We start from the raw sequence: 23,643 nt of genomic DNA on the forward strand, positions 1-23,643 counted from the left end.
TATAATACTCGATATGGTGCTCATTTATTCAAATAAGCGCCACTCTATATTGGGCCAATCATCATGAACGATGCCGCAACGAAATCTCGTATCCGCTGGTGGGTCGCCGGCTTAATGTGGCTTGCCATTGCCATTAATTATGTTGACCGCACGGTGCTCTCCGCTTCCGCGCCGCAATTGATTAAAGAGCTCAGTTTAAATCCTGAGACCATGGGCCTGGTGATGGCCGCATTTTTTTGGTCTTATTCGTTATTGCAAATTCCCGGCGGTTGGTTTGCCGATCGTTTCGGCCAGAAAAAAGGGCTGGGATTGGCGCTGGGCTGGTGGTCCGTCGCCACCGCGGCCATGGGCCTGGCCACAGGATTCAAATCCCTGCTGGCGCTGCGATTGGCCTTGGGAGTGGGCGAGGCCGCCGCTTATCCGAGCAATGCCGGCATCACCGCCCGCTGGTTCCCGGACAAGGAGCGCGCCACGGTGTCCGGCCTGTTCGACAGCGCCTCGAAGTTCGGCAGCGCCGTGGCCATGCCGCTCATCGTTTGGCTTATCTATATGTTTGACTGGCGCATGACGTTCGTGATAACCGGTGCGGTCGGCCTGGTATGGCTGATTGCCTGGTATATTATCTATGCCGAAAATCCGGAAGACCATAAACATATCAGTTCGCAGGAAGTCCGCTATATTCGCGACGGGCAGTTACAAAAACACGGCGATAAATCGGTCCTGCCGATAAAATGGTATAAGCTGCTGCGTTATCGCAATATCTGGGCGATGTGCATCGGGTTTTTCACCATTAACTATACCTCCTATTTTTTCATTACCTGGCTGCCGACCTATTTGGTAAAAGACAAAGGAATGGACTTTATCAATATGGGGATGGTGGCCGCGCTGCCGCTGCTGTGCGGCATGATCATGGAGGTGGCGGCGGGCTGGGCCTCGGATGTCGTCGCCCACAAAAAAATCCTCTCCCTCACCGCCACCCGCAAGCTGTTTCTGACCATCGGCCTGCTGCTGGCGCTGTGTATCGGTTTCGCCCCGTTTACCCAATCCGTATTCATGACCGTATTGCTGCTGTGCGTGGCAAAATCGGGCACGACCATTGCGGCGTCGCAGGTGTGGGCCCTGCCGGGGGACGTGGCGCCGAAAAACAGCGTCTCTATGGTGGCCGGTTTGCAAAACACCGTCTCGAATTTCGGCGGGGCCATCGGACCGGTTGTTACCGGCTTTATTGTGGCGACAACCGGCTCCTTTACCTATGCTTTGGTATTTTCCGCCGCGCTGGTGGTGGTGGGGATTCTGAATTACCTGTTTTTGCTCGGTAGGGTTGAACCCATCGAGCCTGAAATTTCCGGTCCCGCCCCGCAAGCGTCCGTGGACCATATTTAACTATTCAGTTGGTTGTCGTTAGTTTTAATAATCGCATTATCCAAAGGTAATGCGATTATCGATTTACTCTGCGTCCTACATAATGATTTTCCGCAGGAGATGATAATGTCGCTTAATCCGGAGCCACAAAAGTATATGACAGGCCACAATGCAGTGGAGAATATAAAATCGGCTAAAGGCAAGATGCGGTTTATTATATTGACCGTGTTGTCCGTGGGTATTGCCATTAATTATATCGACCGTGCCACGATGAGCGTTGCCATTCCCTTTATGTCAACGGAATTGCATTTATCCAGCACCGACAGCGGATTTTTATTATCGGCGTTCTTTTGGAGCTACGTCTTGTTCCAACTGCCGGGGGGCTGGCTGGTGGACAGGTTCGGTCCACGTATCACCTTTGCCTTCAGTAGCCTCTGTTGGGGGCTGGCCACCGCGGCCTGCGGACTGGCGAACGGTATCACCGCGTTACTGGGCTTTCGGTTTGTGCTCGGCGCGGTGGAAGCGCCCAGCTATCCCGCCAGCTCATCAACGGTCACCCGCTGGTTCCCGCGACAGGAGCGCAGCTTTGCCGCGGCCACCTTTAATAACGGCAGCAAGATAGGCGGCACCCTGGCCATTCCCATCGTCTCTTTCCTGATTGCCCTGGTGGGTTGGCGCATGACGTTTGTCATCTCCGGCCTGGCGGCGGTGATTTGGGCCGCGGCATGGTATGTCTGGTATCGTGATCCCCGCCAGCATCCCACCGTGTCGCAGGAAGAAGTGGAATTTATCGAGGCCAATCAGGAGCATATAACCGGCGAGGCCATGAGCATTGCCCAACTGCTGGCGCAGCGCACGGTGCAGGCCATGATGGCGGGCTTTTTTTGCGTGAATTTCGTCTCCTATTTTTTCTTCACCTGGTTTCCCACCTATCTGGTGGAAACCTTTCATCTGTCCCTGATGAAATTCGGCCTGCTCGGCATGCTGCCGGGCATCGCGGCGATTGTTGGCGGATGGTGCGGCGGCCTGTTGTCCGACAGTCTGGTGCGGCGGGGCTATTCTCTGACCATCGCCCGTAAAATCCCGCTGGTGGGGGGGATGCTGGGCAGTTCGGTCATCGGCATAGCGGCTTATTCTCCCACGGTTACCCTGGCCCTGGCCGCGTTGTGTTTCGCCAATTTTGCCGCGACTTTCGCTTCCGCCGCATTATGGGCGCTGCCCTCCGACGTAACGCCCAACCGCGCCAACGTGGCGACCATCGGCGGTATCCAGAATATGGCCGCGAATCTGGCGGGAATTATTTCGCCGATTTTTATCGGCGTGGTGATGCAATTTACCCATTCCTTTGTTATTCCTTTGGTTCTTGCCGGCGCTGTGGGCTTGGCGGGCGCGGTGGTCTACGGTATCTGGTTGCCGAAAGTGCAGCCAATGGCGCTGAAAATCAATTCCGGGAGGAGAAGAGCATGAACCGGCAGACCCGCTGGAAACAGCGTCCAGACGATGCAACATGGGGTGATTTCGGTCCTGACGATCAGCTGGGCCGGCTTAATTTACTGACGCCGGAAAAAGTGCTGGAAGGGGTGGCGGAGGTCAAGTCCGGCCGCACCTTCTGCCTGAGTTTGCCGCTGGATCTGCCCGGCGGAACCGTGATGAATCCCAGACGGCCGCCGCCGCGCATCCAGGCGACCCGGCGGGGGGATTATCCCAATATGACCTATCCCCTATCGCGGGACAATGCCCGCCTGACCGATGTCATTTGCGACGACATGGTTACCCTGGCTTTGCAGTATTCAACCCAGTGGGACAGTTTGGCGCATATGGGGCAATGGTTCGATGTGGCCGGTAACGGGGTGCCGGAAATGGTGTTTTATAACGGCTATCGCGCCGGGGTGGACATCGTGGGGGAACAGGATTACCGCCCCGGCGCAGGCTGCCATCACGGCAGCCACCTCGGCGCAACGGCGCTGGGCATTGAGCATATGGCGCAGCACGGCATACAGGGCCGGGCGGTCATGGTGGATATTAAAAAACATTTCGGTATCGAGCGGCTGGCCTTCGGCTATGAGCATCTGCTGCATATTTTACGGGCGGACAATATCACCGTTCGTCCGGGGGATATGGTCTGTTTCAGAACCGGCATGGATGAAGCCATCATCGCCATGGCGGGGGCGCCCGACGGCGATTACCTCGGCCGGCATTTCGCCGGTCTGGACGGCAGCGACGGACGGCTGCGCCGTTGGATTGTGGACAACGGTATCGTGGCGCTGATTGCGGATAACCCGGCGGTGGAAATTCTGCCGGCCCATCCCATGAACGAGCATGTTTATCCCTCTCATCCCCTGCATGAGCTTTGCCTGTTTCGGCTCGGCACCTATCTGGGCGAACTGTGGCATCTGAGCGAGTTGGCCGATGGGCTGGCGGCGGAGCGGCGGCACGCTTTCCTGCTTACCGCGCCGCCGCTCCGATTACCCGGTGCCGTGGGGTCCCCGGTAACGCCGGTGGCGACAATATAGTGAAAATATCGGGCGGCAAGCGCGCATGAGACGAGCCGCCCCATAAAGTATCACGCCCGATAATGCTGTATACCTAACGCGACTCTTCTTTGCTCCGACCCCGCCTTGCCCCATGTGGCTCATTGCATTGGTAATTATTATTTACATTAATAATGCTAATGCGTATGATTCTCGTTTTCTTTTCTGTCTCATTTATTCTTTTTAAGTGACAATGTAACATTAAGTTATTTCAGGCTAAACAACCTATAAATCAATAAGACCCCCTGGCTATGTGAGCAAAAATATAACCGGTTTCATGGAGAATAGTGATGTTGCTGTTTGTTTCGAAGAGTAAGGCTAGAGAAGCGATGGGTAGGTTTAATCATTCAGGTTCGAGATATTTATTGCCCGTTGCCGCCGCCCTGATCTCTTCTTGGTATCACATGGCCGCCGCGGACGAGCCGGGCGGGGCGAAAAATGCCGATGACACCCTGGTGGTCACCGGCAGGCCAAGCGGCAATAGCAGCGGCGGCCAGCAGGATTACAGCGTGCCGGTGACCACCGCCGGCACCAAAATGCTGCTGGCGCCGCGGGATATTCCCCAGTCAGTGAGCATCATCACCCAGCAGCGCATGCAGGATCAGGATCTGCAAACCCTTAACGATGTGCTGAGCAATACCATTGGTATCTCACCGGAAATCATCGATTCCGATCGCGTCAGCTATTATTCCCGCGGTTTTCCCATCACCCGATATTTGTTTGACGGTATTCCCACGACCGTTGATCAGTTGTGGAACTTCGGCGATGCGGGTTCGGATACCGCCATCTATGACCGTATAGAAGTGGTGCGGGGCGCCACCGGCCTGCTCACCGGGTCGGGGGATCCCTCCGCCTCCGTCAATATGGTGCGTAAACATGCCGACAGCCGCGAATTCCAGGGTTCCGTCACCGGCAGCTACGGCAGCTGGGACAAACAACGAATGGTGCTGGACCTTTCCGGCCCGCTCTCGGCGTCCGGCAACGTGCGCGGCCGGGTTATCGCCGGCTATCAGGATAATGACAGCTTCCTTGACCGCTACCATTACCGTAAAAAGTTTCTTTACGGCGTGGTGGACGCCGATCTGACCGATGCCACCACCTTATCCCTGGGTTACGACTTTCAGGAAAACCATGCATCGGACCCCACCTGGGGAGGCTTGCCCACCTGGTATAGCGACGGCAGCCGTACGCACTTCCATCGCAGCTTTAACCCGGCGCCGGACTGGAGCTATAACAACCAGCTGTCGAGAAAGGTATTTGCCAATCTTGCCCATCATTTTGACAATGGCTGGGAGGCGCGCGTTAACGGCACCCATGCTGAAACCGATTTTGATTCCAAGCTGATGTATGCCGCCGGTTTTCCCGACAAGGATAGCGGTACCGGGGTGACGGCCTACGGCGGATGGAATACCGGCGTACGCAAGGTGGATTCCGTCGATACCTATGCCAGCGGCCCCTTTGACCTGTTGGGCCGCCGGCACAAGCTGATCGTCGGCGCCAGCTACAGCAGGCAAAATAACCGCTACTACAACTCCCAGGCCACCCTTAGCGAGTCTGATATCGGTGATTACAACAATTGGAACGGCGACGTGGCGGACCCGGTCTGGAGCCCCTGGGTGGATTATTCCAGTGATACGATACGGCAAAAATCGTTCTATACCGCCGCTCGCTTCTCCCTGGCGGATCCCCTGGCCCTGATTGTGGGCGCCCGTTACACCGATTGGCGCGCCGAGGGCACCACCGCCGATGCCGATAAAAGCGACGTCACGCCTTATGCCGGCCTGATTTATGATATTAACGACACCTGGTCCGCTTATGCCAGCTACACCTCCATCTTCCAGCCGCAGACCTACAGGGACCTGAATAAAAACTATCTGGACCCTACGGTGGGGAAAAACTATGAGACCGGCCTGAAAGGCGACTGGAATGACGGTCGCCTGACGGCGTCTGCCGCGGTGTTCCGCACGGAACAGAACCATGTGGCGGTGGATGAGAATACCTATATTCCGGGTACTACCGAAGAGGCCTATCGCGCGGTTAACAATACCGTCAGCAAAGGGGTTGAATTTGAGGTGAACGGCGCGGTAACCGACCGTCTGCAAATGACGTTCGGCGGTTCCCGCTATGTCGCCAAAGACGGTGACGGTAATGCCGTCAACTCTTTCCTGCCGCGCACGTCGCTGAAATTCTTTACCCGCTATCAGCTGCCGGTATTGCCGGATCTCACCGTGGGCGGCGGCGTGAACTGGCAGAATCATACCTGGCAAAGTGACTACGGCCCGCTGGGGATGACGCGGGTGGAGCAGGGCAGCTATGCGCTGGTTAACCTGTTCGGGCGCTACCAGGTCAGCCGCCAGCTTTCGGTACAGGCCAATATCAACAACCTGTTTGATAAGGAGTATTACGACTATCTCGCTTCTTACGCCGTCTACGGCACGCCTCGCAGCGTCTCGGTGACGCTGAACTATACCTTCTGACGGTGCGGGATAATGTCCGGATGGGAGGCCTTTGGCTAAAACGTGACAACGTCACTTTGTGTCGCGCACTATACTCGTTCAGTGGCGCGGCGGAAGGCATCATATCCGGACAAAGGCAACCTTGATGCCCGCCGCGTTGACATCCCAAAGGTTAATTGCTCTGGTCGTCGGCGGTATCAACCAAATATTGCACTGCCTTTAAGACATTATATCTTACATTTATTTTAAATATTCCCTGAAATGCCGACTAATCTTAATCGGTAAATTTATTGATTCCCCTCATCCTTTTATCAGCCGCGGCGGCTCCTGCCGGCGGCTGATTCCACATGGCTTTAATTAAGAAGAATGAATAATGGCGATAACGGTAGGTAGTCGTAAAGTGGGCCTGGTTCCGGTAACCCTGATGGTTTCCGGCAATATCATGGGGTCCGGGGTGTTCCTGTTGCCGGCGAATCTCGCCGCCACGGGGGGGATAGCCATTTATGGCTGGATAGTCACCATCATCGGCGCGCTGGCGCTGTCCATAGTGTATGCGAAAATGTCTTCCATCGATGACAGCGCCGGCGGCTCTTATGCCTACGCCAGGCGCGCCTTCGGCCCCTTTATCGGCTATCAGACCAATCTGCTGTATTGGCTGGCCTGCTGGATCGGGAATATCGCCATGGTGGTCATCGGCGTCGGTTACCTCAGCTACTTCTTCCCTGTCCTTAAAGAGCCGATGGTGCTGACAATAACCTGCATCGCCGTATTATGGCTTTTTGTCATCCTGAACATCATCGGGCCGAAAATGATCACCCGCGTGCAGGGCGTCGCCACCGTATTGGCGTTGATCCCCATTCTGGCCATCGCCATCTTCGGCTGGTTCTGGTTCAAGGGCGATACCTATATGGCGGCCTGGAACGTCAGCGGCAAGGGGACCTTCGGCGCCATCCAAAGCACCCTGAGCATCACGCTGTGGTCATTCATCGGCGTGGAAAGCGCATCGGTGGCGGCAGCGGTAGTGGAAAACCCTAAGCGCAACGTCCCGATTGCCACCATCGGCGGCGTGTTGATTGCCGCCGTTTGCTACGTCCTCTCCACCACCGCCATCATGGGCATGATTCCGAACGCCGCGCTCAGGCTGTCCACTTCGCCGTTCGGCGACGCCGCCCGCATGGCGCTGGGTAATACCGCCGGCGCCATCGTGACCGCCTGCGCCGCCATCGGCTGCCTGGGCTCGCTGGGGGGCTGGACGTTACTGGCCAGCCAAACCGCCAAGGCCGCGGCGGATGACGGCCTGTTTCCCGCCATCTTCGGCAAGGTCAATAAAAACGGCGTGCCGGCCGCCGGGCTGCTGATACTTGGGGTACTGATGACGCTGTTTCAAATCACCACCATCTCCCCGAACGCCACCGCGCAGTTCGCTCTGGTCTCTTCCGTTTCTGTGATCTTTACCCTGGTGCCCTATCTTTATACCTGCGCCGCATTGCTGCTGGTGGGACACGGGCATTTGGGCAGCCAGCTGAAAATGTACAGCGCCATTACCCTGATAGCCTTTGTGTACTGCATCTGGGCCGTGGTGGGCTCGGGAGCGCAAGAGGTCATGTGGTCATTCGTCGCGCTGATGGTGATTACCGCCATGTACACCCTCAACTATAACCGCCGCCATCAAAACCCCTTTCCCCTGGATCAACCGCTTAAACAGGATTAACCCGGTTTCGGATAAAGGATTCTCATGTTGATTAAGACGAAAAGGAACCGGATATGATTGAGTTAACCCGCCAAAAAAAACGCAAGGTCCTGGTGGTGGACAGTAATCTCCCCGACGGCGGCACCGCCAACGGACGCGCCGTCAATGAGCTGGTGGTGGCGCTGGAAGATAATAATCTGCAGGCGATCCGCGCCGCCACCTTCGAGGACGGCGAGGCCACCATCGGCTCGGATGCCTCCATTTGCTGCGTATTTGTCGATTGGACCTCCGGCGGCAATGACGACGCGTCCCATAGCCAGGCGTCGGCTTTATTGACCGCCATACGCGCGCGCAATAAAAACCTGCCGGTGATGCTGATGGCCGAACACTCCTGCATTGATACCCTTACCCTTGAAACCATGCAAATGGTGAACGAGTTTGTCTGGATGCATGAGGATATCGCGGAGTTTATCGCCGCCCGCGCCGTATCCCTTATCAGGAAATACTACGATCAGCTGCTGCCGCCGTTTACCCGCGCGCTGTTCGATTACACCCGCAACTCGCCGGAGTATTCCTGGGCCGCTCCGGGACACCAGGGCGGCGTCGCTTTTACCAAAACCGCGGTGGGACGTGAGTTCCTCGATTTTTTCGGCGAGAACCTCTTTCGTACCGATACCGGTATCGAGCGCGGTTCCCTGGGCTCCCTGCTGGATCACAGCGGCCCCATCAAAGACTCCGAAGCCTATGCGGCGAGGATTTTCGGCGCGCACCGCAGTTACTCCGTGCTTAACGGCACCTCCGGCTCCAATCGCGCGGTGATGGCGGCGGCTATCGGCGACCGTCAAATCGCGCTGTGCGATCGCAACTGCCATAAATCCATTGAGCAGGGCCTGGTCATGACCGGGGCGCTACCGGTCTTTTTTATCCCGACCCGTAATCGCTACGGCATTATCGGCCCGATTCCGAAAACGCAGCTCACCGCCAGGGCCATCAAGGATAAAATAGCCCGGCATCCCCTTAAGGCGCTGGCCGAGAGCCTAAAGCCCACCTACGCGGTGATCACCAACTGTACCTACGACGGTATGTGCTATAACGCCGCCCAGGCTCAGACGCTGCTGGCGAAAAGCGTTGATCAGATTCATTTTGATGAAGCCTGGTATGCCTACGCCCGGTTTAACCCCCTTTACCGCGACCGGTTCGCCATGCGCGGCGATCCGGCGGCCCACGACCCGGATGGCCCGACGGTTTTCGCTACCCAGTCCACCCATAAGCTGCTGGCGGCCCTGTCGCAGGCGTCTTATATCCATATCCGCAATGGCAAAATCCCGGTGGAGCACTCGCGTTTTAACGAATCCTATATGCTGCAGGCCACCACCTCGCCGCTTTACGCCATTATTGCCGCCAATGAAGTGGGCGCCGCGATGATGGACGGCCCGCAGGGGGAATCGCTGACCCAGGAAGTGATCAACGAGGCGGTGGATTTCCGCCTCGCCTTGGCCAAAGCCCACGCCGAACTACAGGGGAAAGGGGAATGGTTCTTTTCCCCCTGGAACGCGCCGGAGGTAACAGACCGCGTTACCGGCAAAAAAATTCCGTTTATGAACGCCTCAAAACGTCAGTTGACCACCGACCCGGATTGCTGGGTATTAAAACCCGGCGAAGCCTGGCATGGTTTTGGGCAGATCGACGATGGCTGGTGCATGCTGGATCCCATCAAGGCCGGCATTCTGTCGCCGGGCATGGGGGATAACGGCGAGATGCTGGACAACGGCATCCCCGCGGCGATGGTCACCGCTTTTCTCGGGCAAAACGGTATTGTCCCCTCCCGCACCACGGATTTTATGGTGCTTTGCCTGTTCTCGGTGGGCGTAACCAAAGGCAAATGGGGGACCTTGATCAACGTCCTGCTGGAATTTAAACAGCACTACGATAACAACAGTCCGCTGACGCTGTGCCTGCCGGACCTGGCCGCCGCCAACGCCGCGCGCTATGCGGGCCGGGGACTGAAGGATCTCTGCGACGAGATGTTTGCTTACATGAAAACCAGCCAGATGGATAAATTGCAGTCCGCGGCCTTCGGCAAACTGCCGGTGCCGGTAAAGCTGCCACGGGCGGCGTTCCAGGATCATATGGCCGGGCGCTGTGAACATCTGACGCTGGATAAACTGGCCGGACGGGTCTCGGCGGTAGGGGTAATTCCTTATCCGCCGGGCATCCCGATAGTGATGCCCGGCGAAAGTTTCGGCGCAGAGGATGAGCCGTGGCTAGGTTACATCCACAGCATCGCCGACTGGGGTAAAAAATTCCCCGGTTTCGAAAAAGAGCTGGAGGGGGCGCAGTATGACGACGGCGAATACCGCATCTGGGTGCTGAAAGACGAAATCATCCGGTGAATACCCGATGAAAACTGTAGGTTATGATCACATCAATCGTCACAAAACCATACTATTTTACAAGATAAGCCTCTGGCTTCTGGTGATTATGGAGTGCCGCAGTACTAACGAATTGATAAAAGCGACCCTTGCCGGCGATATCGCGGCCGGGGTGTTCTTTTTCCATCAACGATAGGGCATATTCATGGATCATATTGTGTATGTTGTTGACGACGATAATTCGGTAAGACATTCCATTGTCAGGTTGCTACAGTCGGAAGGCTTCCATGTAGCTGATTTTGCTTCAGTGCAGGCGTTTCTTAAGCAGCATTTCAGTCATATTCCCTGTTGCGTTATTGTTGATATGAACGTGCCGGTATCGGATGGGTTTGACGTGATGGAGGCGCTGGGAAAAACCGGCCGGGCGTTTCCGGTGATTTTTATCACCGGCTATGGCACCATCCCGTTGTCGGTAAAAGCGATGAAGGCCGGCGCCTATGAGTTTTTAACCAAGCCCATCGATCCCGGGCAATTGCTGAGCGCGGTCCGGGGAGGGCTGCTGATGGCCGAGAAAAACCTCTCCTTTTACCATGAGCTATCAAGCCTTGCCGAGCGCCATCAAACCCTGACGCCCCGGGAACGGGAAGTGCTTGGCTTGGCCATAGGCGGATTGCTTAATAAGCAGATAGCCACGGCGCTTGGGGTCAGTGAAATCACCGCCAAGGTGCATAAACGGCGGGTGATGGAGAAAATGCAAACCCGATGCCTGGCTGATTTGGTCAGGGCGGCGGAGCGCCTGCATATCGTCAAGTCCCAGAGCCGCTAACGGCGGCGCCTGGACGGGCGTCCCCCCGGCGTTGCCGCCGGGGCGAACCCGCCATGCCGTTGCTCAAACCTGTAGATGATTTTCGAGGAACAAGACCTATGAACACCCAAGAGATGTCCGATCCCCGCGCCGCCCTCAAAAAATTGTCCGGCGCGCTGCGCAAATTGCACAAGACGCTGGTTGATCTGGAAACCGGGCGCTTTGGCCCGGTGGGCAGTCCCTTTGAGCATCTGCAACTGCTCACCGGCCACCCGCAGTTCGCCTGGCTGAGGCGGATTTCGGAGATCGTAGTGGAATTGGATGAACGGCTGGATGACAAGGAGGATATCGATACGGCGGCTATCGTTGCCTATAAAACCGTGGTCGAGCGCCTGTTGTCGCCGCCGGAAAGCGACGATGATTTTTATCGCAAATATGTGGAGGCTCTGCAGGAATCAACCGAGGCGGCAATCGCCCACGGCGAACTGCGTCAGGTGCTGTCCTTGCTTGCCGCTCCGTCGGATCCGGCATCCGGCCGCCAGGCCTAGGGGATTCGTCTGATGGCGCACAACCGGTAATGGCTCATTGAACCGGTATTCAGCCGTCCCCACTGGCATCCTTTCCCATGGCCCGCATGCGCTGCCAATTGCCCGGCGGCGTACCTATAACGGATTTGAATACCCGGGAAAAATGGCTTTGATCGGTAAAGCCGCACTCCAGGGCGATTTGCGTCAGGCTTTGCTCATGGCGGCCAAGCAGTTCCTGGGCCTTTTGAATGCGCATCTTTTGCAGCCAGGCATAGGCTGAGTTACCGGTGCTGTTTTTGAAATAGCGGGCAAAGTGCGCCCGCGATAGCCGGCACTCTTGGGCTATCTGCTCCAGAGATACCCCTTTGGCCATATTCAGCAGCATATACTCTTTCGCCCGTTGCTCCTGCCACGGCGCCAATCGGCCTTTTCGCCGGCTCCATTCCGGCGGCGCGTTGCCGTAAGCCGCCGTGAGGTGCGCCAGCAGCGCCAGGGAAAGATGCTCAATAAGAAAATCCGATGCGCCGTCGGGCATATCCATCAAGGGTATCAGCGCCTGCGCCAGGTGGAACATCACCGGGTCGGTGGTGCCGGGCGGACAATCGAAGCGGGCAACGCGCTTTTGCCCGCTGTCATAGGTGAATTCGTCCAGGGCCTGGCGGGGGATAACCAAACGGACATTATCAAAAGGGCTCAGATGCTGGCAGCGCCAGTCCTCGGTAAGATCGGTAATGGCAACCGCCTGTTTCACATGGCCGCCGGTATGGATAAGCCGGCCATCGTGCCACAGCTTATGCAGCCTGAAATCCGCAAGCTGGACAATCACCGCAAAAGCCTCGCCGCAAGGGATGGTAATAACAGGCGCATTTTCAAGGGGCAGGGTGTCCGCGTGCCGGCTGGCATAAAAGCGAACGGAGCCGGCGTGAAGCGACATGCGGTTGGATAAGATCATGGAAGTTCCAATCCTTGCCTGCAGGCAGGCCAAGAAAATACATACCGTAACATTAGGCATCATTTTGTTAACAGTAAACTATAAATTTCCTGACAAATCTGCACCGGGTTGCAAAAACCGGCGTGAAGGGCGGTTTACCCGCATTTGGGGCGGGAGGGCAGGCGGGCGAATCAGAATTTGACTATCAATATACCCGTCATCGAATTATTTAGGGTATAACTCATCCGGCGGCGGTTTTTCTCCTCCCGCCGGCGGCGTGCCGCTGATCTTCGGCACGCACTCATGGCGAAACCACGCCAGGGTCAGCGGTTGCCGGTTAATCAGCCGCTTGCAAACCGGGACAAGCTGCTCACCCACCAGCATGCCCAGCAGCCCCAGCAGCGCAGGCACCGGCGGCGCGGGTGAATGCACCTGCAATAAAGAATAAATGATACCGGCCAATATGCCGGTTACCAGGGAAACCAGGTAGGGTTTCATCACTTTCCTCATATTACCGCGGCGGCTGCGCGCCGACAGAGTGGCTGCCGGGCGGGGCCGCCGCCGCGTGCCGCGCCACCTGGCTGATAAGCTGCTCCCCTGCCAGCATGCCCAGCAGACCGATAAGGGCGATGGCGGGCGGCGCGGGGGAACGCACCTTGAGCAGGGCGTAAACCAGGCCTATGAGTACGCCTGCGCCCATGGAAATAAGATAGACTTTCATGGTCGTTTCCCTTAGCGTCGTTCGCGTAAGCCGGAACGTAAGACCTCTGAGGCCGGCCAGTACCCTGTCGCCCGGACGCAATATCGCTCCGCCACCGGAGGGATATGCCGCCTGGCCGGCAGACTACTGCGCGGCTCAAGGGTAAGTTATCTGGCCGGTACCGGCGCCAGCGTACGGTGTTCGCCGTGGATGCGTTCCGGGGCGTTATGGACCATGGTATAGGCATAGTCCACTCCCATGCCGTAGGCGCCGGAATGCTCCTTGACGATGGCCATTACGGCGTCGTAGGTCTCTTTGCGCGCCCAATCCCGCTGCCACTCCAGCATGACCTGCTGCCAGGTCACCGGAATCACGCCGGCCTGGATCATCCGCTGCATGGCATAATCATGTGCTTCCTTTGATGTTCCCCCCGAGGCATCGGCCACCATATAGATTTCATATGCTCCTTCGGCCATGGCGCATAAAGCGAAACTGTTATTGCACACTTCGGTCCATAAACCGGAAACCACCACCTTTTTCTTACCGTTGGCCGCCAGGGCATCGCGTACTTTCTGATCGTCCCAGGAATTCATGGAAGAACGCTCGAGAATGTCATGGGTGGGAAAGACGTCCAGCAGTTCGGGGTAGGTATGGCCGGAAAAACTCAATGTTTCCACCGTGGTGATGGTGGTGGGAATGCCGAATGTCTTGGCGGCTTTCGCCAATGCCACCACGTTGTTCTTTAACGCCTGCCGATCCATGGACTGCACGCCGAACGCCATTTGCGGCTGTTGGTCGATGAAGATCATTTGACAGTTCGTGGGGGTCAGTACATCAAGTTTAGAGTCAATCATAATGATATCCATTGAGGTTTGGGTAATGGAATCGCCGGAGTATCCGCGGCGCGTCGATAAAGCCGATAGCGGCCAGGACGGCTTTTCGCTATTAAGCGGCATGGTAGGGCGTCTGGGCGGGAGAGACTATTATCTCTATGTATAACCCAGGCGGCGCCATTATCTCTTTGTATAACTAGACGCTGCTCCGGCATGCCGACCATAATCCGGTCATTGCCCATGCCGCGCGGGCCCTCACTGCTTCGGAGGTTTTATGGTTTCGCCTGATAAAGCTGAGTTAATCCTTACCAACGGGAAATTTCATACCCTCGACAGGCAAAAGCCCCTGGCCGATGCGGTCGCCGTCAGCAACGGTAAATTTCTGGCGGTGGGGACCCGCGCCGAGGTGATGCGCCACGGCGGCGATCAAACCAAGGTGATTGACCTGGGCGGACGGACGGTTATCCCCGGTTTAAACGATTCCCACCTGCATCTTATCCGCGGCGGACTGAACTATAACCTCGAATTGCGCTGGGAAGGGGTGCCGTCGCTGTCCGATGCCCTGGCCATGCTGAAAAAGCAGGCGGATCGCACGCCACAGCCGCAATGGGTAAGGGTGGTGGGAGGCTGGACCGAATTCCAGTTTGCGGAACGGCGCATGCCGACCCTGGATGAACTGAACGCGGCGGCGCCGGATACGCCGGTGTTTGTGCTGCATCTTTACGATCGCGCTTTGCTTAACCGGGCGGCGCTGCGGGTGGTGGGCTATACCAAGGACACTCCCAATCCCCCCGGCGGCGAAATCCAGCGCGACCAGGCGGGCAATCCCACCGGTATGCTGATTGCCAGGCCCAATGCCATGATTCTTTACGCTACCCTGGCCAAAGGGCCGGTCCTGCCGTTGGAATACCAGGTGAATTCTACCCGGCAGTTCATGCGCGAGCTTAACCGCCTGGGCCTCACCAGCGTTATCGACGCCGGCGGCGGCTTTCAGAACTATCCCGATGATTACAAAGTGGTGGATCAATTGGCGAAGGAGGGACAACTGACCCTGCGCATCGCCTATAACCTGTTTACCCAGCGCAAGGGCGGCGAGCTGGAGGATTTCACGCGCTGGACCGATATGGTGACGCCCGGACAGGGGGATGATTTTTACCGGCAGAACGGCGCCGGGGAGATGCTGGTGTTTTCCGCCGCCGATTTTGAGGACTTCCTCGAACCCCGGCCCGATCTGCCCCCTGCCATGGAGAACGAGCTGGAGGCGGTGGTCAGGCATCTGGTGAGCCAGCGCTGGCCGTTCCGGCTGCATGCCACCTATAACGAATCCATCAGCCGGATGCTGGACGTCTTCGAAAAGGTGAACAAGGATATTCCGTTTGACGGCCTGCACTGGTTTTTCGATCATGCCGAGACTATTACCGCCAAAAATATCGAGCGGGTACGGGCCTTGGGAGGCGGTATCGCCATCCAGCATCGAATGGCGTTCCAGGGAGAATATTTTGCCGAGCGCTACGGCGCGGAAGCCGCCGCCCAGACGCCGCCGGTGGCGCGCATGCTGGAGATGGGCATTCCGGTGGGGGCCGGTACCGATGCCACCCGGGTGGCCAGCTATAATCCCTGGACCGCGCTGTACTGGCTGGTCTCCGGCCGTACGGTGGGCGGCATGAAGCTGTTCGACAGCCTGAACCGGCTGTCCCGCGATACCGCGTTGGAGTTATATACCGCGGGCAGCGCCTGGTTTTCCACCGAACAGGGCAAAAAAGGACATATCGAGGCCGGCCAACTGGCGGATCTGGCGGTGCTGACGGCGGATTTTTTCGCTATTCCGGAAGAGGATATCAAAGCCATTGAATCGCTGATGACCGTGGTGGGCGGCAAGGTGGTCTATGCCGCCGGTGAATTATCTTCCCATGGCCCGGCGGCGATCCCGGTATTGCCGGAGTGGTCTCCCGTTACTCTGGTGCCGGGGCATTATCGGCAGCTCCCCGCTGCCGGCGCCTGCCTGTTGCCCCATAGCTGCATCGGCGCCTGCGGCGTTCATGGTCACGCCCATGACAGTGCCCGGCGTTCGGCGGTGCCGGTATCGGATCACTCCGGGTTCTGGGGCGCGCTGGGCTGCAGCTGCTTTGCGTTTTAACAGCATGAAAATCTTAGCGACGGCGGCTCCGGCTCCGCCCATCGATCTGGGTTTGCTGTTCCTGCGGCTCGCCGGCTGCTTCATGCTGCTGTATGTGCATGGCATACCCAAGGTGCTGCATTTTAATGAACAGCTGGCGCACATCGAAGATCCGTTTGGCCTGGGGCCTTATATGAACCTGCTGCCGGCCATTTTCGCCGAGGTGGTGTGCCCGATTTTCATCATATCGGGGGTGGCCGCGCGGCTGGCCTGCCTGCCCATTATCGCGGTGCTGCTGGTGGCCATGCTGGCGGTCCATCCCGAATGGACGGTGGAACAAGGGCAGTTCGGCTGGCTGCTGCTGATCATTTTCATCACGCTGGCGCTGTGCGGCCCGGGACGGTGGCGCATCCGGCCGGGCTACAGAGAGGAAATCCATGACAGACGCCCAGGATAGCGGGTCCGGCGCCACCCCCGCCACGCCGGCCACCGGTGGTTTTTCCCCCTGGAGTCCGCTGCGGCAGCCGGTCTTTCGTATGCTGTGGATTGCCACTGTGGTGTCCAATATCGGTTCATGGATGAGCGATGTGGGCAGCAGCTGGATGATGCTGCTGCTGAATTCCGACCCGCTGTGGGTGGCGATGGTGCAGGCCGCCGGCAGTCTGCCGATGTTTCTGTTCGCATTGCCTTCCGGGGTCATGGCCGATATCGTCGACCGCCGCCGCTATCTGCTGTTCTCGCAGCTTTGGGTGTTTATCGCCGCCGCCGGCCTGGGCCTGCTGGCGCTCACCGGCCATGTGACGCCCATCGGCCTGCTGGCGGCGGCATTTTTGCTCAGCACCGGGGCGGCCATGAGTTCGCCGCCGTTTCAGGCCATTGTGCCGGATTTGGTAATAAAAACCGAGCTGCCGGCGGCCATTGCCCTCAACTCCCTGGGGATCAATATCAGCCGCGCCATCGGACCGGCCCTGGGGGGGCTGATATTGTCCTTTGCCGGGCCGGGGGTGGTATTTTTGCTCAATGCGCTGTCGGTGTTGGGGGTGGGTTTTGTCCTCTATCGCTGGAAGGCCGAACCCACCATCCAGCGGCTGCCTCCCGAGCATTTTTTTTCCGCCGTGCGGGTGGGGCTGCGCTATGTACATTCCGCGCCGGTTTTGAGGAACGTACTGGTGCGCGCCCTGGCGTTTTTCCTGTTCGGCAGCGCCGGCTGGGCCCTACTGCCGTTGGTGGCGCGGCGCGAACTGGGGCTGGGGCCGGGGGGCTACGGCATTCTGCTGGCGTCCATCGGCATCGGCGCGGTGTGCGGCGCCATACTGCTGCCGGGGCTGCGGAAAAAACTCTCCCCGGACCGCCTGACGGTGACGGCCAGCCTGCTGTTTGCCCTGACCATGCTGGCCCTGGCTTTTATCCGATATTTCTGGGTTTTAACCGCTATTGAGTTTTTTACCGGCTTCGCCTGGATTACTATCCTATCAACCCTCAACGTCGGCGCGCAGCGCAGCGCGGCCCGCTGGGTCAAGGCTCGCGCCCTGGCGGTTTATCTTACCGTGTTCTTCGGTTCCATGACGCTGGGCAGCGCCATTTGGGGACAGCTGGCGTCTAAAACCGGTATCCGGACCGCCCTCTGCGCGGCGGCGGTCGGCATGATCCTCGCCTCCGCCGCCGCACTGCGCTGGCGCTTGGATCAAGATCCCGATTTGAACCTGGACGCCAGTGAACATCCCCTGGCCCCGGCGCCGGACATCCGGCAGGAAAGGGGGCCGGTGATGGTCAGCATCGAATATGAGATAGACCCGGCCCAGGCAAGGGCGTTTATGCTGGCCGTCCAGGAAATGCGCCGGGTGCGGCGGCGCGGGGGCGCTATGACCTGGGCGGTTTACGAAGATGTCCAACTGCCGGGCACCTTCGTGGAAGTGTTCGTGGTGGGCTCCTGGCTTGAGCATCTGCGGCAGCATGAACGCCATACCGTGAACGACCGGCTTATCCAAAGCCGGGTGCAGGCCTTTCACCGCGGGAGCGTTCCGCCGGTGGTACGCCACCTGGTGGCCCCCGGTTAACCGGGGCGGGCCTGACGCGAAAGTCTTTATCCAAACTGGTTACCCATGCCAGACATAGTGACATGTCATCATTTCAATTACTCACCTGTGGAGAAAATCATGAGTACTATCACTACCAATGACGGCACCAGCATTGCTTATAAAGATTGGGGCAGCGGCCAGCCCATTGTATTCTCCCACGGCTGGCCCCTGGCCGGTGATGCCTGGGAGGCGCAGATGCTCTTTTTTGGCCAGAAAGGCTTTCGGGTGATAGCCCACGATCGCCGGGGGCACGGTGCCTCCGATCAACCCTGGCAGGGCAATAATATGGATCAGTATGCCGACGATCTGGCCGAGCTGATTGATGAGCTTGATTTGCAGGATGTGATCCTGGTGGGGCACTCCACCGGCGGCGGAGAAGTGGCCCACTATATCGGCCGTCACGGCACATCCCGCGTCGCCCGCGTCGTGCTGGTGGGCGCCGTTCCGCCGCTGATGCTGAAGACGCCGGAGAATCCGGAAGGCACGCCGCTGGAGGTCTTTGACGGCATCCGTAAGGGCACGGCGCTGGATCGCTCGCAGTTTTTTCTCGATCTGGCCCTGCCGTTTTATGGCTTCAACCGCGAGGGCGTTAAATTGAATCAAGGCTTGCAGGAGTCGTTCTGGCGTATGGGCATGCAGGGGGGGATTAAAGGGGAGTACGATTGCGTGCATGAGTTTTCCGAGGTGGATTACACCGCCGACCTGCTGAAAATCGATAAACCCACGCTGATTATTCACGGTGATGACGATCAAATCGTACCCATTGCCGCGGCGGGCCTGAAGAGCGCCAAACTGGTCAAAGGCGCCCAGCTGAAAGTTTACCCCGGCGGCTGTCACGGTTTGGCGCAGCTGCATGCCGAACAATTCAACGCGGATCTGCTGGCGTTTATCAAAGGCTAGTGCGCCGCCGGGCAAATATGTACCGGTCGGCGATAATCAACAAATAACGCGCCGCCGTGCATCTTCTCCTTTGAGGGCGTTGTTAAAAAGTAACGTGCTACCGTGCCCGCGCCGGTGATAAAACCGGGGCGGTGCATTCGGGCGCCAAGGGCGTTCGGCTCCGCTTTCAAATCCTCCCGCGGCATAAAGGCGCATTTGCCGTTGAATAACGCTTTTTAAGGCGGCGAAAAGCCCTGGTTTGCCCCGCGGCGCTGGATTATGCTGAGGTTTTAGCGCGCCCGGGAGATAACATGACCGTCAGCCTGATGATCGCCAACCGGCAAACCTGGTTCGGCACCGGCAGTATCAACCAACTGGTTCCCCTATTGCAGTCCGATGCGCGGCCCACGCTGCTGTTCAGCTGCCGATCCTTCCTCGGGGGCGCGGTTTATGCGGGCTTGGCGGATACGCTGGTGCCGCTGCTGGCCGGTACCGAGATAGTGAGTCATGAGGCGTCGCCGCAGGATATTGACCGCTGGGTGGCCCGCTGGCGCGGCAAGGTACTGCGGGTGGTGGCTATCGGCGGCGGCAGCGTGCTGGACGCCGCCAAGGCGTTTGCCGCCCTGGCGGAGCATCCGTTGCCGGCCTTGCGCTATATGGAAAAGATCGGGGACAGCAAGGTGAGCGGCGCGACCCTGCCGCTTATCGCCATTCCCACCACCGCCGGTACCGGCAGCGAAGTGACGCAGAATGCCGTTATCACCGACACTCTGGTCCATAAGGTGAAGGCGTCGCTGCGCCACAACAACTTTGTGCCGCAGGCGGCGATCCTGGATCCGCAACTGCTGGCGGGGACGCCGGACCGGGTGCTGGCCTATTGCGCCATTGATGCCTTTACTCACCTTTTTGAATCCTACCTGTCCAAGACCGCCGGCAGCCTGTCTCGCGAGATGTCCCTCACCGGTATCCGCCTCTTTCTGCAGGCGTGGCCGGCATTAAACCGCAGTGATGCGGCCCGTGAAGCCATTATGCAGGCATCCTATCTGGGGGGACTGACGCTGAGCATGGCGGGACTGGGGGTTATACACGGCATCGCCGGCGAGGTCGGCGCGCTGCGCGGCTATCATCATGGACAGGTGTGCGGCCGGCTGCTGTTGCCGTTTCTGGATCTGCTGGCGGCAAGCGAACAGCCGCAACAGCGGGCGCTGATGGCGGAACTGGCCATGCGTCTGTTTCCCGATGAACAGGGCGGTCCGGAACGCTATTTGCGGGCATTCATTACCCGCAACGCCGTTGCCCCGTTTTGGCGGGAGGATTTGCCCCTGAGCCCCGAGGAGCTGGCGGTGAGCCTGGAAAAATCCAATAGCAAGAATTCACTGCTTGAGTATTCATCGGCGCAGCGCCGGGAAATGATAGAAGGGGCCTTTCGCATCGAGGAGTGAAGTGAGGTTTCTTGCCGGCATCCCGTTCCGATCGTGTCCTTTAACACGTTTGTTGCACGATCGGTGATTGCGGGCCTGGCGTGCCATGAGGCGCTTTCCCTTTAACACGCCCTTACTTTGACATGCTCGGTTCCCCTCAGGACAGATTAAGGCCCATCCAAGGAATGGGCCCTATGCCTCAGTCCTTCTGTTCCTCATGCTCTTCCCACGAGCGGGCGCGCGCCACGGCCTTTTGCCAGCCGCGGTAGCGCACATTGCGCTCCACGGTTTCAATGCCGGGGTGGAATTCCCGCTCGATAACCGATTTGCTCCTCACCTCGTCCAGATCGTTCCAGAAGCCCACCGCCAGTCCGGCCAGGTAGGCCGCCCCCAGCGCGGTCACTTCCCGCACCGCAGGCCGCTCCACCCGGGTGCCCAGGATATCCGACTGGAATTGCATCAGGAAGTTATTGGCCACCGCGCCGCCGTCCACCCGCAGCGACTTCAGCCGGGCGCCGGAATCCCCCTGCATGGCATCCAGCAAATCCCGGGTCTGGAACGCGATGGACTCAAGCGTCGCGCGGATAATATGGTTGGCGTTGACGCCGCGGGTGATGCCGAAGATGGCCCCGCGCGCATAGGGGTCCCAGTAGGGGGCCCCCAGGCCGGTAAAGGCCGGCACCACGTAGACGCCGTTGGTGTCTTTTACCTTGCAGGCGAAATAATCGCTGTCGGCGGCGTCGCTGATAAGCTTCATTTCATCGCGCAGCCACTGGATGGCCGCGCCGGCGACGAACACCGCCCCTTCCAGCGCATAGTTCACCTCGCCGCGCGGGCCGCAGGCGATGGTGGTCAGCAGGCCGTGTTTCGACCGTACCGCTTCGGTGCCGGTATTCATCAGCAGGAAGCAGCCGGTGCCGTAGGTATTCTTGGCCATGCCCTTCTCGACGCACAGCTGGCCGTACAGCGCGGCCTGCTGGTCGCCGGCGATGCCGGCGATGGGAATACGGATTCCCCCTTTACCGCCGATATTGGTCTGGCCGTAGACCTCCGAAGAGGAGCGCACCGTCGGCAGCATGGAGCGCGGGATATCCAGCACATCCAGCATTTTCTCATCCCAGTCCAGGGCATGGATATTGAACAGCATGGTGCGGGAAGCGTTGGTATAGTCGGTCACATGCACCCGGCCCTGGGTCATGCGCCAAATCAGCCAGGTATCAATGGTGCCGAACAGCAGCTCGCCGCGCCTGGCCCGTTCCCTGGCGCCCTCGACGTTATCCAGGATCCATTTGACCTTGGTGCCGGAGAAATAGGGGTCGATAACCAGCCCGGTGGTTTCACGGACATACTCTTCCAGCCCGTCGTTTTTCAGTTTTTCGCAGATATCGGCGGTGCGGCGGCATTGCCAGACAATGGCGTTGTACACCGGTTTCCCGGTTTCCTTATCCCACACCACCGCCGTTTCACGCTGGTTGGTGATGCCGATGCCGGCAATCTGGTCGGAGCTGATATCGGCCTTGGCCAGGACCTCCACCAGGGTTGAGCTTTGCGACGCCCAGATTTCCATCGGGTCATGCTCCACCCAGCCGGGCTTGGGATAGATTTGAGCGAATTCGCGCTGCGAAACGCTGACGATATTAGCCTCGTGGTCGAGAACAATCGCCCGGGAACTGGTGGTGCCCTGGTCGAGGGCTACAATGTATTTTTTTTCAGATGGCATGATGTTTACCTGCAAAAGTTATCGTTCTTATAAGGAATATTACGCTTTATGCTCGCTGCCGGCGCGGTGCGTCTCTTCCAGGCCGTCTTCGTTTACGGCGGAAGGCAGATAGGGGCCGATAAGCGCACGGTAGCCGAACGCCCCCAGGCAGGCGCCCACCACCGGCGCAATCAGCGGAACCAGGAAGTAAGGAATATCGCGTCCGCCGGTAAAGGCCACTTTGCCCCAGCCGGCCAGATAGGCAAATACCTTGGGTCCGAAATCACGGGCCGGATTGAGGGCGAAGCCGGTCAGCGGTCCCATGGATGCGCCAAGCAGCGCAATGAGCAGGCCGATGAGCAGCGGCGCCAGCGGGCCGCGGGGGATGCCGTTGCCGTCATCGGTCAGCGCCAGGATCAGGCACAGCAAAATGGCGGCGATAACCGTTTCCACAAAGAATGCCTGTATCACGGTGATGTGCGCATTGGGATAAGTGGAAAAAATGCCGGCGAGCTGCAGGCTTTCCACGCTTCCCCGTACCATATGGTTGGCCTGTTCGAAATCAAAAAACAGGTTGTAATAAAGGAAATAGACCACCGCCGCGCCGATAAAGGCGCCGAGCATTTGCGAGATAATGTAGGGCAGCAATTTACGGCCTTCGAAATTGCCGAATAGACACAGGGCGATGGAGACCGCCGGATTTAGGTGGGCGCCGGACACCGCGGCGGTGAGATATACCGCCATGGCGACGCCGATGCCCCAGATGATGCTGATTTCCCATTGTCCGAAGCTGGCTCCCGCCACCTTAAGCGCGGCGACGCAGCCGACGCCGAAGAAGATTAACAGAGCTGTTCCAAGAAATTCAGCTATGCACTGGCCTGTTAGCGTGGGCGTTTTTAATTGGCTCATAGACTTTTCCTGCTGGCATATAGGTGGATCAAGGCAGAGTAGGTTCTGCATACCAAAACAGTTGTAACCTAAAGGCATAAGTAGGTATGGAGCGAGTTTATCGTTAACGAGCAAAAACGAGAAATATCGAAATCTAAATGTGTGCAATGCGTCATGAAATGATCGAAAACGATTAATTTTGAGGGATTTCCGCTCATGAGCGAAAATTTTATTTTCGAAACATGAGGCTGCGAACCGCGCCCGGCAGGGAGCGGATAAGGAAATGGCCGCGCAAGGAACGCCGGCCTATCTACGGCGGCGCCTTGCGCCTTGAGATAAAGTATTAAACCACAAA

The 23,643-nt window shown here is 58.2% G+C and carries 19 protein-coding genes; 13 read left to right on the plus strand and 6 right to left on the minus strand.

Annotated features, from left to right (window positions below):
- The first annotated feature begins 63 nt into the window (after positions 1 to 63).
- The 8 genes from ACL2XO_RS13845 to ACL2XO_RS13880 all read left to right on the plus strand — a co-directional run bounded on the left by ACL2XO_RS13845 (position 64) and on the right by ACL2XO_RS13880 (position 11,764).
- Positions 64 to 1,383, plus strand: a complete 1,320-nt coding sequence (locus ACL2XO_RS13845; RefSeq protein WP_203521593.1) for an MFS transporter — start codon at positions 64 to 66, stop codon at positions 1,381 to 1,383.
- A gap of 135 nt (positions 1,384 to 1,518) precedes the next feature.
- Positions 1,519 to 2,829 carry an MFS transporter gene (locus ACL2XO_RS13850; RefSeq protein WP_413743060.1) on the plus strand — a complete coding sequence of 437 codons (1,311 nt, stop codon included), beginning with the start codon at positions 1,519 to 1,521 and terminating at the stop codon, positions 2,827 to 2,829.
- Positions 2,826 to 3,875 (plus strand): cyclase family protein, encoded by a 1,050-nt coding sequence (locus ACL2XO_RS13855; protein ID WP_132921781.1) that lies wholly within the window; start codon positions 2,826 to 2,828, stop codon positions 3,873 to 3,875. The genes ACL2XO_RS13850 and ACL2XO_RS13855 overlap by 4 nt, the downstream gene beginning before the upstream one ends.
- Positions 3,876 to 4,222: 347 nt before the next feature.
- Positions 4,223 to 6,370, plus strand: a complete 2,148-nt coding sequence (gene fhuE, locus ACL2XO_RS13860) for a ferric-rhodotorulic acid/ferric-coprogen receptor FhuE (protein ID WP_413743061.1) — start codon at positions 4,223 to 4,225, stop codon at positions 6,368 to 6,370.
- A 352-nt stretch (positions 6,371 to 6,722) separates the two neighbouring features.
- Positions 6,723 to 8,060 (plus strand): arginine/agmatine antiporter, encoded by a 1,338-nt coding sequence (gene adiC / locus ACL2XO_RS13865; protein WP_203521590.1) that lies wholly within the window; start codon positions 6,723 to 6,725, stop codon positions 8,058 to 8,060.
- 53 nt (positions 8,061 to 8,113) lie between these two features.
- The gene (locus ACL2XO_RS13870) at positions 8,114 to 10,432 is read left to right on the plus strand and encodes an Orn/Lys/Arg decarboxylase N-terminal domain-containing protein (RefSeq protein WP_413742979.1); all 2,319 of its coding nucleotides are present in this window, start codon (positions 8,114 to 8,116) and stop codon (positions 10,430 to 10,432) included.
- Positions 10,433 to 10,616: 184 nt separating this feature from the next.
- Positions 10,617 to 11,237 carry a response regulator transcription factor gene (locus ACL2XO_RS13875; RefSeq protein ID WP_413742980.1) on the plus strand — a complete coding sequence of 207 codons (621 nt, stop codon included), beginning with the start codon at positions 10,617 to 10,619 and terminating at the stop codon, positions 11,235 to 11,237.
- A 98-nt stretch (positions 11,238 to 11,335) separates the two neighbouring features.
- Positions 11,336 to 11,764: a hypothetical protein gene (locus ACL2XO_RS13880; RefSeq protein ID WP_132921776.1), complete on the plus strand. Its 429-nt coding sequence runs from the start codon at positions 11,336 to 11,338 to the stop codon at positions 11,762 to 11,764.
- 49 nt (positions 11,765 to 11,813) lie between these two features.
- Here ACL2XO_RS13880 and ACL2XO_RS13885 read toward each other — a convergent pair whose 3' ends face one another.
- The 4 genes from ACL2XO_RS13885 to ACL2XO_RS13900 form a co-directional block, all read right to left on the minus strand.
- The gene (locus ACL2XO_RS13885) at positions 11,814 to 12,695 is read right to left on the minus strand and encodes a helix-turn-helix domain-containing protein (protein WP_165934108.1); all 882 of its coding nucleotides are present in this window, start codon (positions 12,693 to 12,695) and stop codon (positions 11,814 to 11,816) included.
- A gap of 204 nt (positions 12,696 to 12,899) precedes the next feature.
- Positions 12,900 to 13,172 carry a DUF1427 family protein gene (locus ACL2XO_RS13890; protein WP_132921774.1) on the minus strand — a complete coding sequence of 91 codons (273 nt, stop codon included), beginning with the start codon at positions 13,170 to 13,172 and terminating at the stop codon, positions 12,900 to 12,902.
- A gap of 13 nt (positions 13,173 to 13,185) precedes the next feature.
- The gene (locus ACL2XO_RS13895; protein ID WP_132921773.1) at positions 13,186 to 13,395 is read right to left on the minus strand and encodes a DUF1427 family protein; all 210 of its coding nucleotides are present in this window, start codon (positions 13,393 to 13,395) and stop codon (positions 13,186 to 13,188) included.
- 146 nt (positions 13,396 to 13,541) lie between these two features.
- The gene (locus tag ACL2XO_RS13900) at positions 13,542 to 14,228 is read right to left on the minus strand and encodes a hydrolase (RefSeq protein ID WP_132921772.1); all 687 of its coding nucleotides are present in this window, start codon (positions 14,226 to 14,228) and stop codon (positions 13,542 to 13,544) included.
- Between the two features lie 253 nt (positions 14,229 to 14,481).
- Between ACL2XO_RS13900 and ACL2XO_RS13905 the strand changes: the two genes are divergently transcribed.
- The 5 genes from ACL2XO_RS13905 (at position 14,482) to ACL2XO_RS13925 (ending at position 20,722) form a co-directional block, all read left to right on the plus strand.
- Positions 14,482 to 16,344 (plus strand): amidohydrolase, encoded by a 1,863-nt coding sequence (locus ACL2XO_RS13905; RefSeq protein WP_203521585.1) that lies wholly within the window; start codon positions 14,482 to 14,484, stop codon positions 16,342 to 16,344.
- Positions 16,345 to 16,348: 4 nt separating this feature from the next.
- Positions 16,349 to 16,780, plus strand: coding sequence for a DoxX family protein (locus ACL2XO_RS13910; protein WP_413724336.1), 432 nt, complete (start codon positions 16,349 to 16,351; stop codon positions 16,778 to 16,780).
- On the plus strand, positions 16,761 to 18,380 hold the full coding sequence (locus ACL2XO_RS13915; protein ID WP_413742981.1) for an MFS transporter: 1,620 nt from the start codon (positions 16,761 to 16,763) through the stop codon (positions 18,378 to 18,380). The genes ACL2XO_RS13910 and ACL2XO_RS13915 overlap by 20 nt, the downstream gene beginning before the upstream one ends.
- Before the next feature lie 99 nt (positions 18,381 to 18,479).
- A complete protein-coding gene (locus ACL2XO_RS13920) occupies positions 18,480 to 19,301 on the plus strand; it encodes an alpha/beta fold hydrolase (RefSeq protein ID WP_203521582.1) in 822 nt (273 codons plus the stop codon).
- A gap of 290 nt (positions 19,302 to 19,591) precedes the next feature.
- Positions 19,592 to 20,722, plus strand: a complete 1,131-nt coding sequence (locus tag ACL2XO_RS13925; RefSeq protein WP_413724338.1) for an iron-containing alcohol dehydrogenase — start codon at positions 19,592 to 19,594, stop codon at positions 20,720 to 20,722.
- A gap of 178 nt (positions 20,723 to 20,900) precedes the next feature.
- Here ACL2XO_RS13925 and glpK read toward each other — a convergent pair whose 3' ends face one another.
- Positions 20,901 to 22,421: a glycerol kinase GlpK gene (gene glpK / locus ACL2XO_RS13930; RefSeq protein WP_132921767.1), complete on the minus strand. Its 1,521-nt coding sequence runs from the start codon at positions 22,419 to 22,421 to the stop codon at positions 20,901 to 20,903.
- Positions 22,422 to 22,460: 39 nt separating this feature from the next.
- Complete coding sequence (locus tag ACL2XO_RS13935; protein WP_132921766.1) at positions 22,461 to 23,309, minus strand: MIP/aquaporin family protein; 849 nt, start codon at positions 23,307 to 23,309, stop codon at positions 22,461 to 22,463.
- Between the last annotated feature and the right edge of the window lie 334 nt (positions 23,310 to 23,643).

The sequence above is a fragment of the Sodalis sp. RH15 genome (assembly GCF_047324255.1).
In the GTDB taxonomy this organism is placed as follows: Bacteria; Pseudomonadota; Gammaproteobacteria; order Enterobacterales; family Enterobacteriaceae; genus Acerihabitans; species Acerihabitans ligni.

Bases quoted from the DNA above. Each gene is read 5' to 3' on its own strand.
- ACL2XO_RS13845 (WP_203521593.1), top strand. From the start codon at position 64: ATGAACGATGCCGCAACGAAATCTCGTATCCGCTGGTGGGTCGCCGGC.
- ACL2XO_RS13850 (WP_413743060.1), top strand. From the start codon at position 1,519: ATGACAGGCCACAATGCAGTGGAGAATATAAAATCGGCTAAAGGCAAG.
- ACL2XO_RS13855 (WP_132921781.1), top strand. From the start codon at position 2,826: ATGAACCGGCAGACCCGCTGGAAACAGCGTCCAGACGATGCAACATGG.
- fhuE (WP_413743061.1), top strand. From the start codon at position 4,223: ATGGGTAGGTTTAATCATTCAGGTTCGAGATATTTATTGCCCGTTGCC.
- adiC (WP_203521590.1), top strand. From the start codon at position 6,723: ATGGCGATAACGGTAGGTAGTCGTAAAGTGGGCCTGGTTCCGGTAACC.
- ACL2XO_RS13870 (WP_413742979.1), top strand. From the start codon at position 8,114: ATGATTGAGTTAACCCGCCAAAAAAAACGCAAGGTCCTGGTGGTGGAC.
- ACL2XO_RS13875 (WP_413742980.1), top strand. From the start codon at position 10,617: ATGGATCATATTGTGTATGTTGTTGACGACGATAATTCGGTAAGACAT.
- ACL2XO_RS13880 (WP_132921776.1), top strand. From the start codon at position 11,336: ATGAACACCCAAGAGATGTCCGATCCCCGCGCCGCCCTCAAAAAATTG.
- ACL2XO_RS13885 (WP_165934108.1), bottom strand. From the start codon at position 12,695: ATGATCTTATCCAACCGCATGTCGCTTCACGCCGGCTCCGTTCGCTTT.
- ACL2XO_RS13890 (WP_132921774.1), bottom strand. From the start codon at position 13,172: ATGAAACCCTACCTGGTTTCCCTGGTAACCGGCATATTGGCCGGTATC.
- ACL2XO_RS13895 (WP_132921773.1), bottom strand. From the start codon at position 13,395: ATGAAAGTCTATCTTATTTCCATGGGCGCAGGCGTACTCATAGGCCTG.
- ACL2XO_RS13900 (WP_132921772.1), bottom strand. From the start codon at position 14,228: ATGATTGACTCTAAACTTGATGTACTGACCCCCACGAACTGTCAAATG.
- ACL2XO_RS13905 (WP_203521585.1), top strand. From the start codon at position 14,482: ATGGTTTCGCCTGATAAAGCTGAGTTAATCCTTACCAACGGGAAATTT.
- ACL2XO_RS13910 (WP_413724336.1), top strand. From the start codon at position 16,349: ATGAAAATCTTAGCGACGGCGGCTCCGGCTCCGCCCATCGATCTGGGT.
- ACL2XO_RS13915 (WP_413742981.1), top strand. From the start codon at position 16,761: ATGACAGACGCCCAGGATAGCGGGTCCGGCGCCACCCCCGCCACGCCG.
- ACL2XO_RS13920 (WP_203521582.1), top strand. From the start codon at position 18,480: ATGAGTACTATCACTACCAATGACGGCACCAGCATTGCTTATAAAGAT.
- ACL2XO_RS13925 (WP_413724338.1), top strand. From the start codon at position 19,592: ATGACCGTCAGCCTGATGATCGCCAACCGGCAAACCTGGTTCGGCACC.
- glpK (WP_132921767.1), bottom strand. From the start codon at position 22,421: ATGCCATCTGAAAAAAAATACATTGTAGCCCTCGACCAGGGCACCACC.
- ACL2XO_RS13935 (WP_132921766.1), bottom strand. From the start codon at position 23,309: ATGAGCCAATTAAAAACGCCCACGCTAACAGGCCAGTGCATAGCTGAA.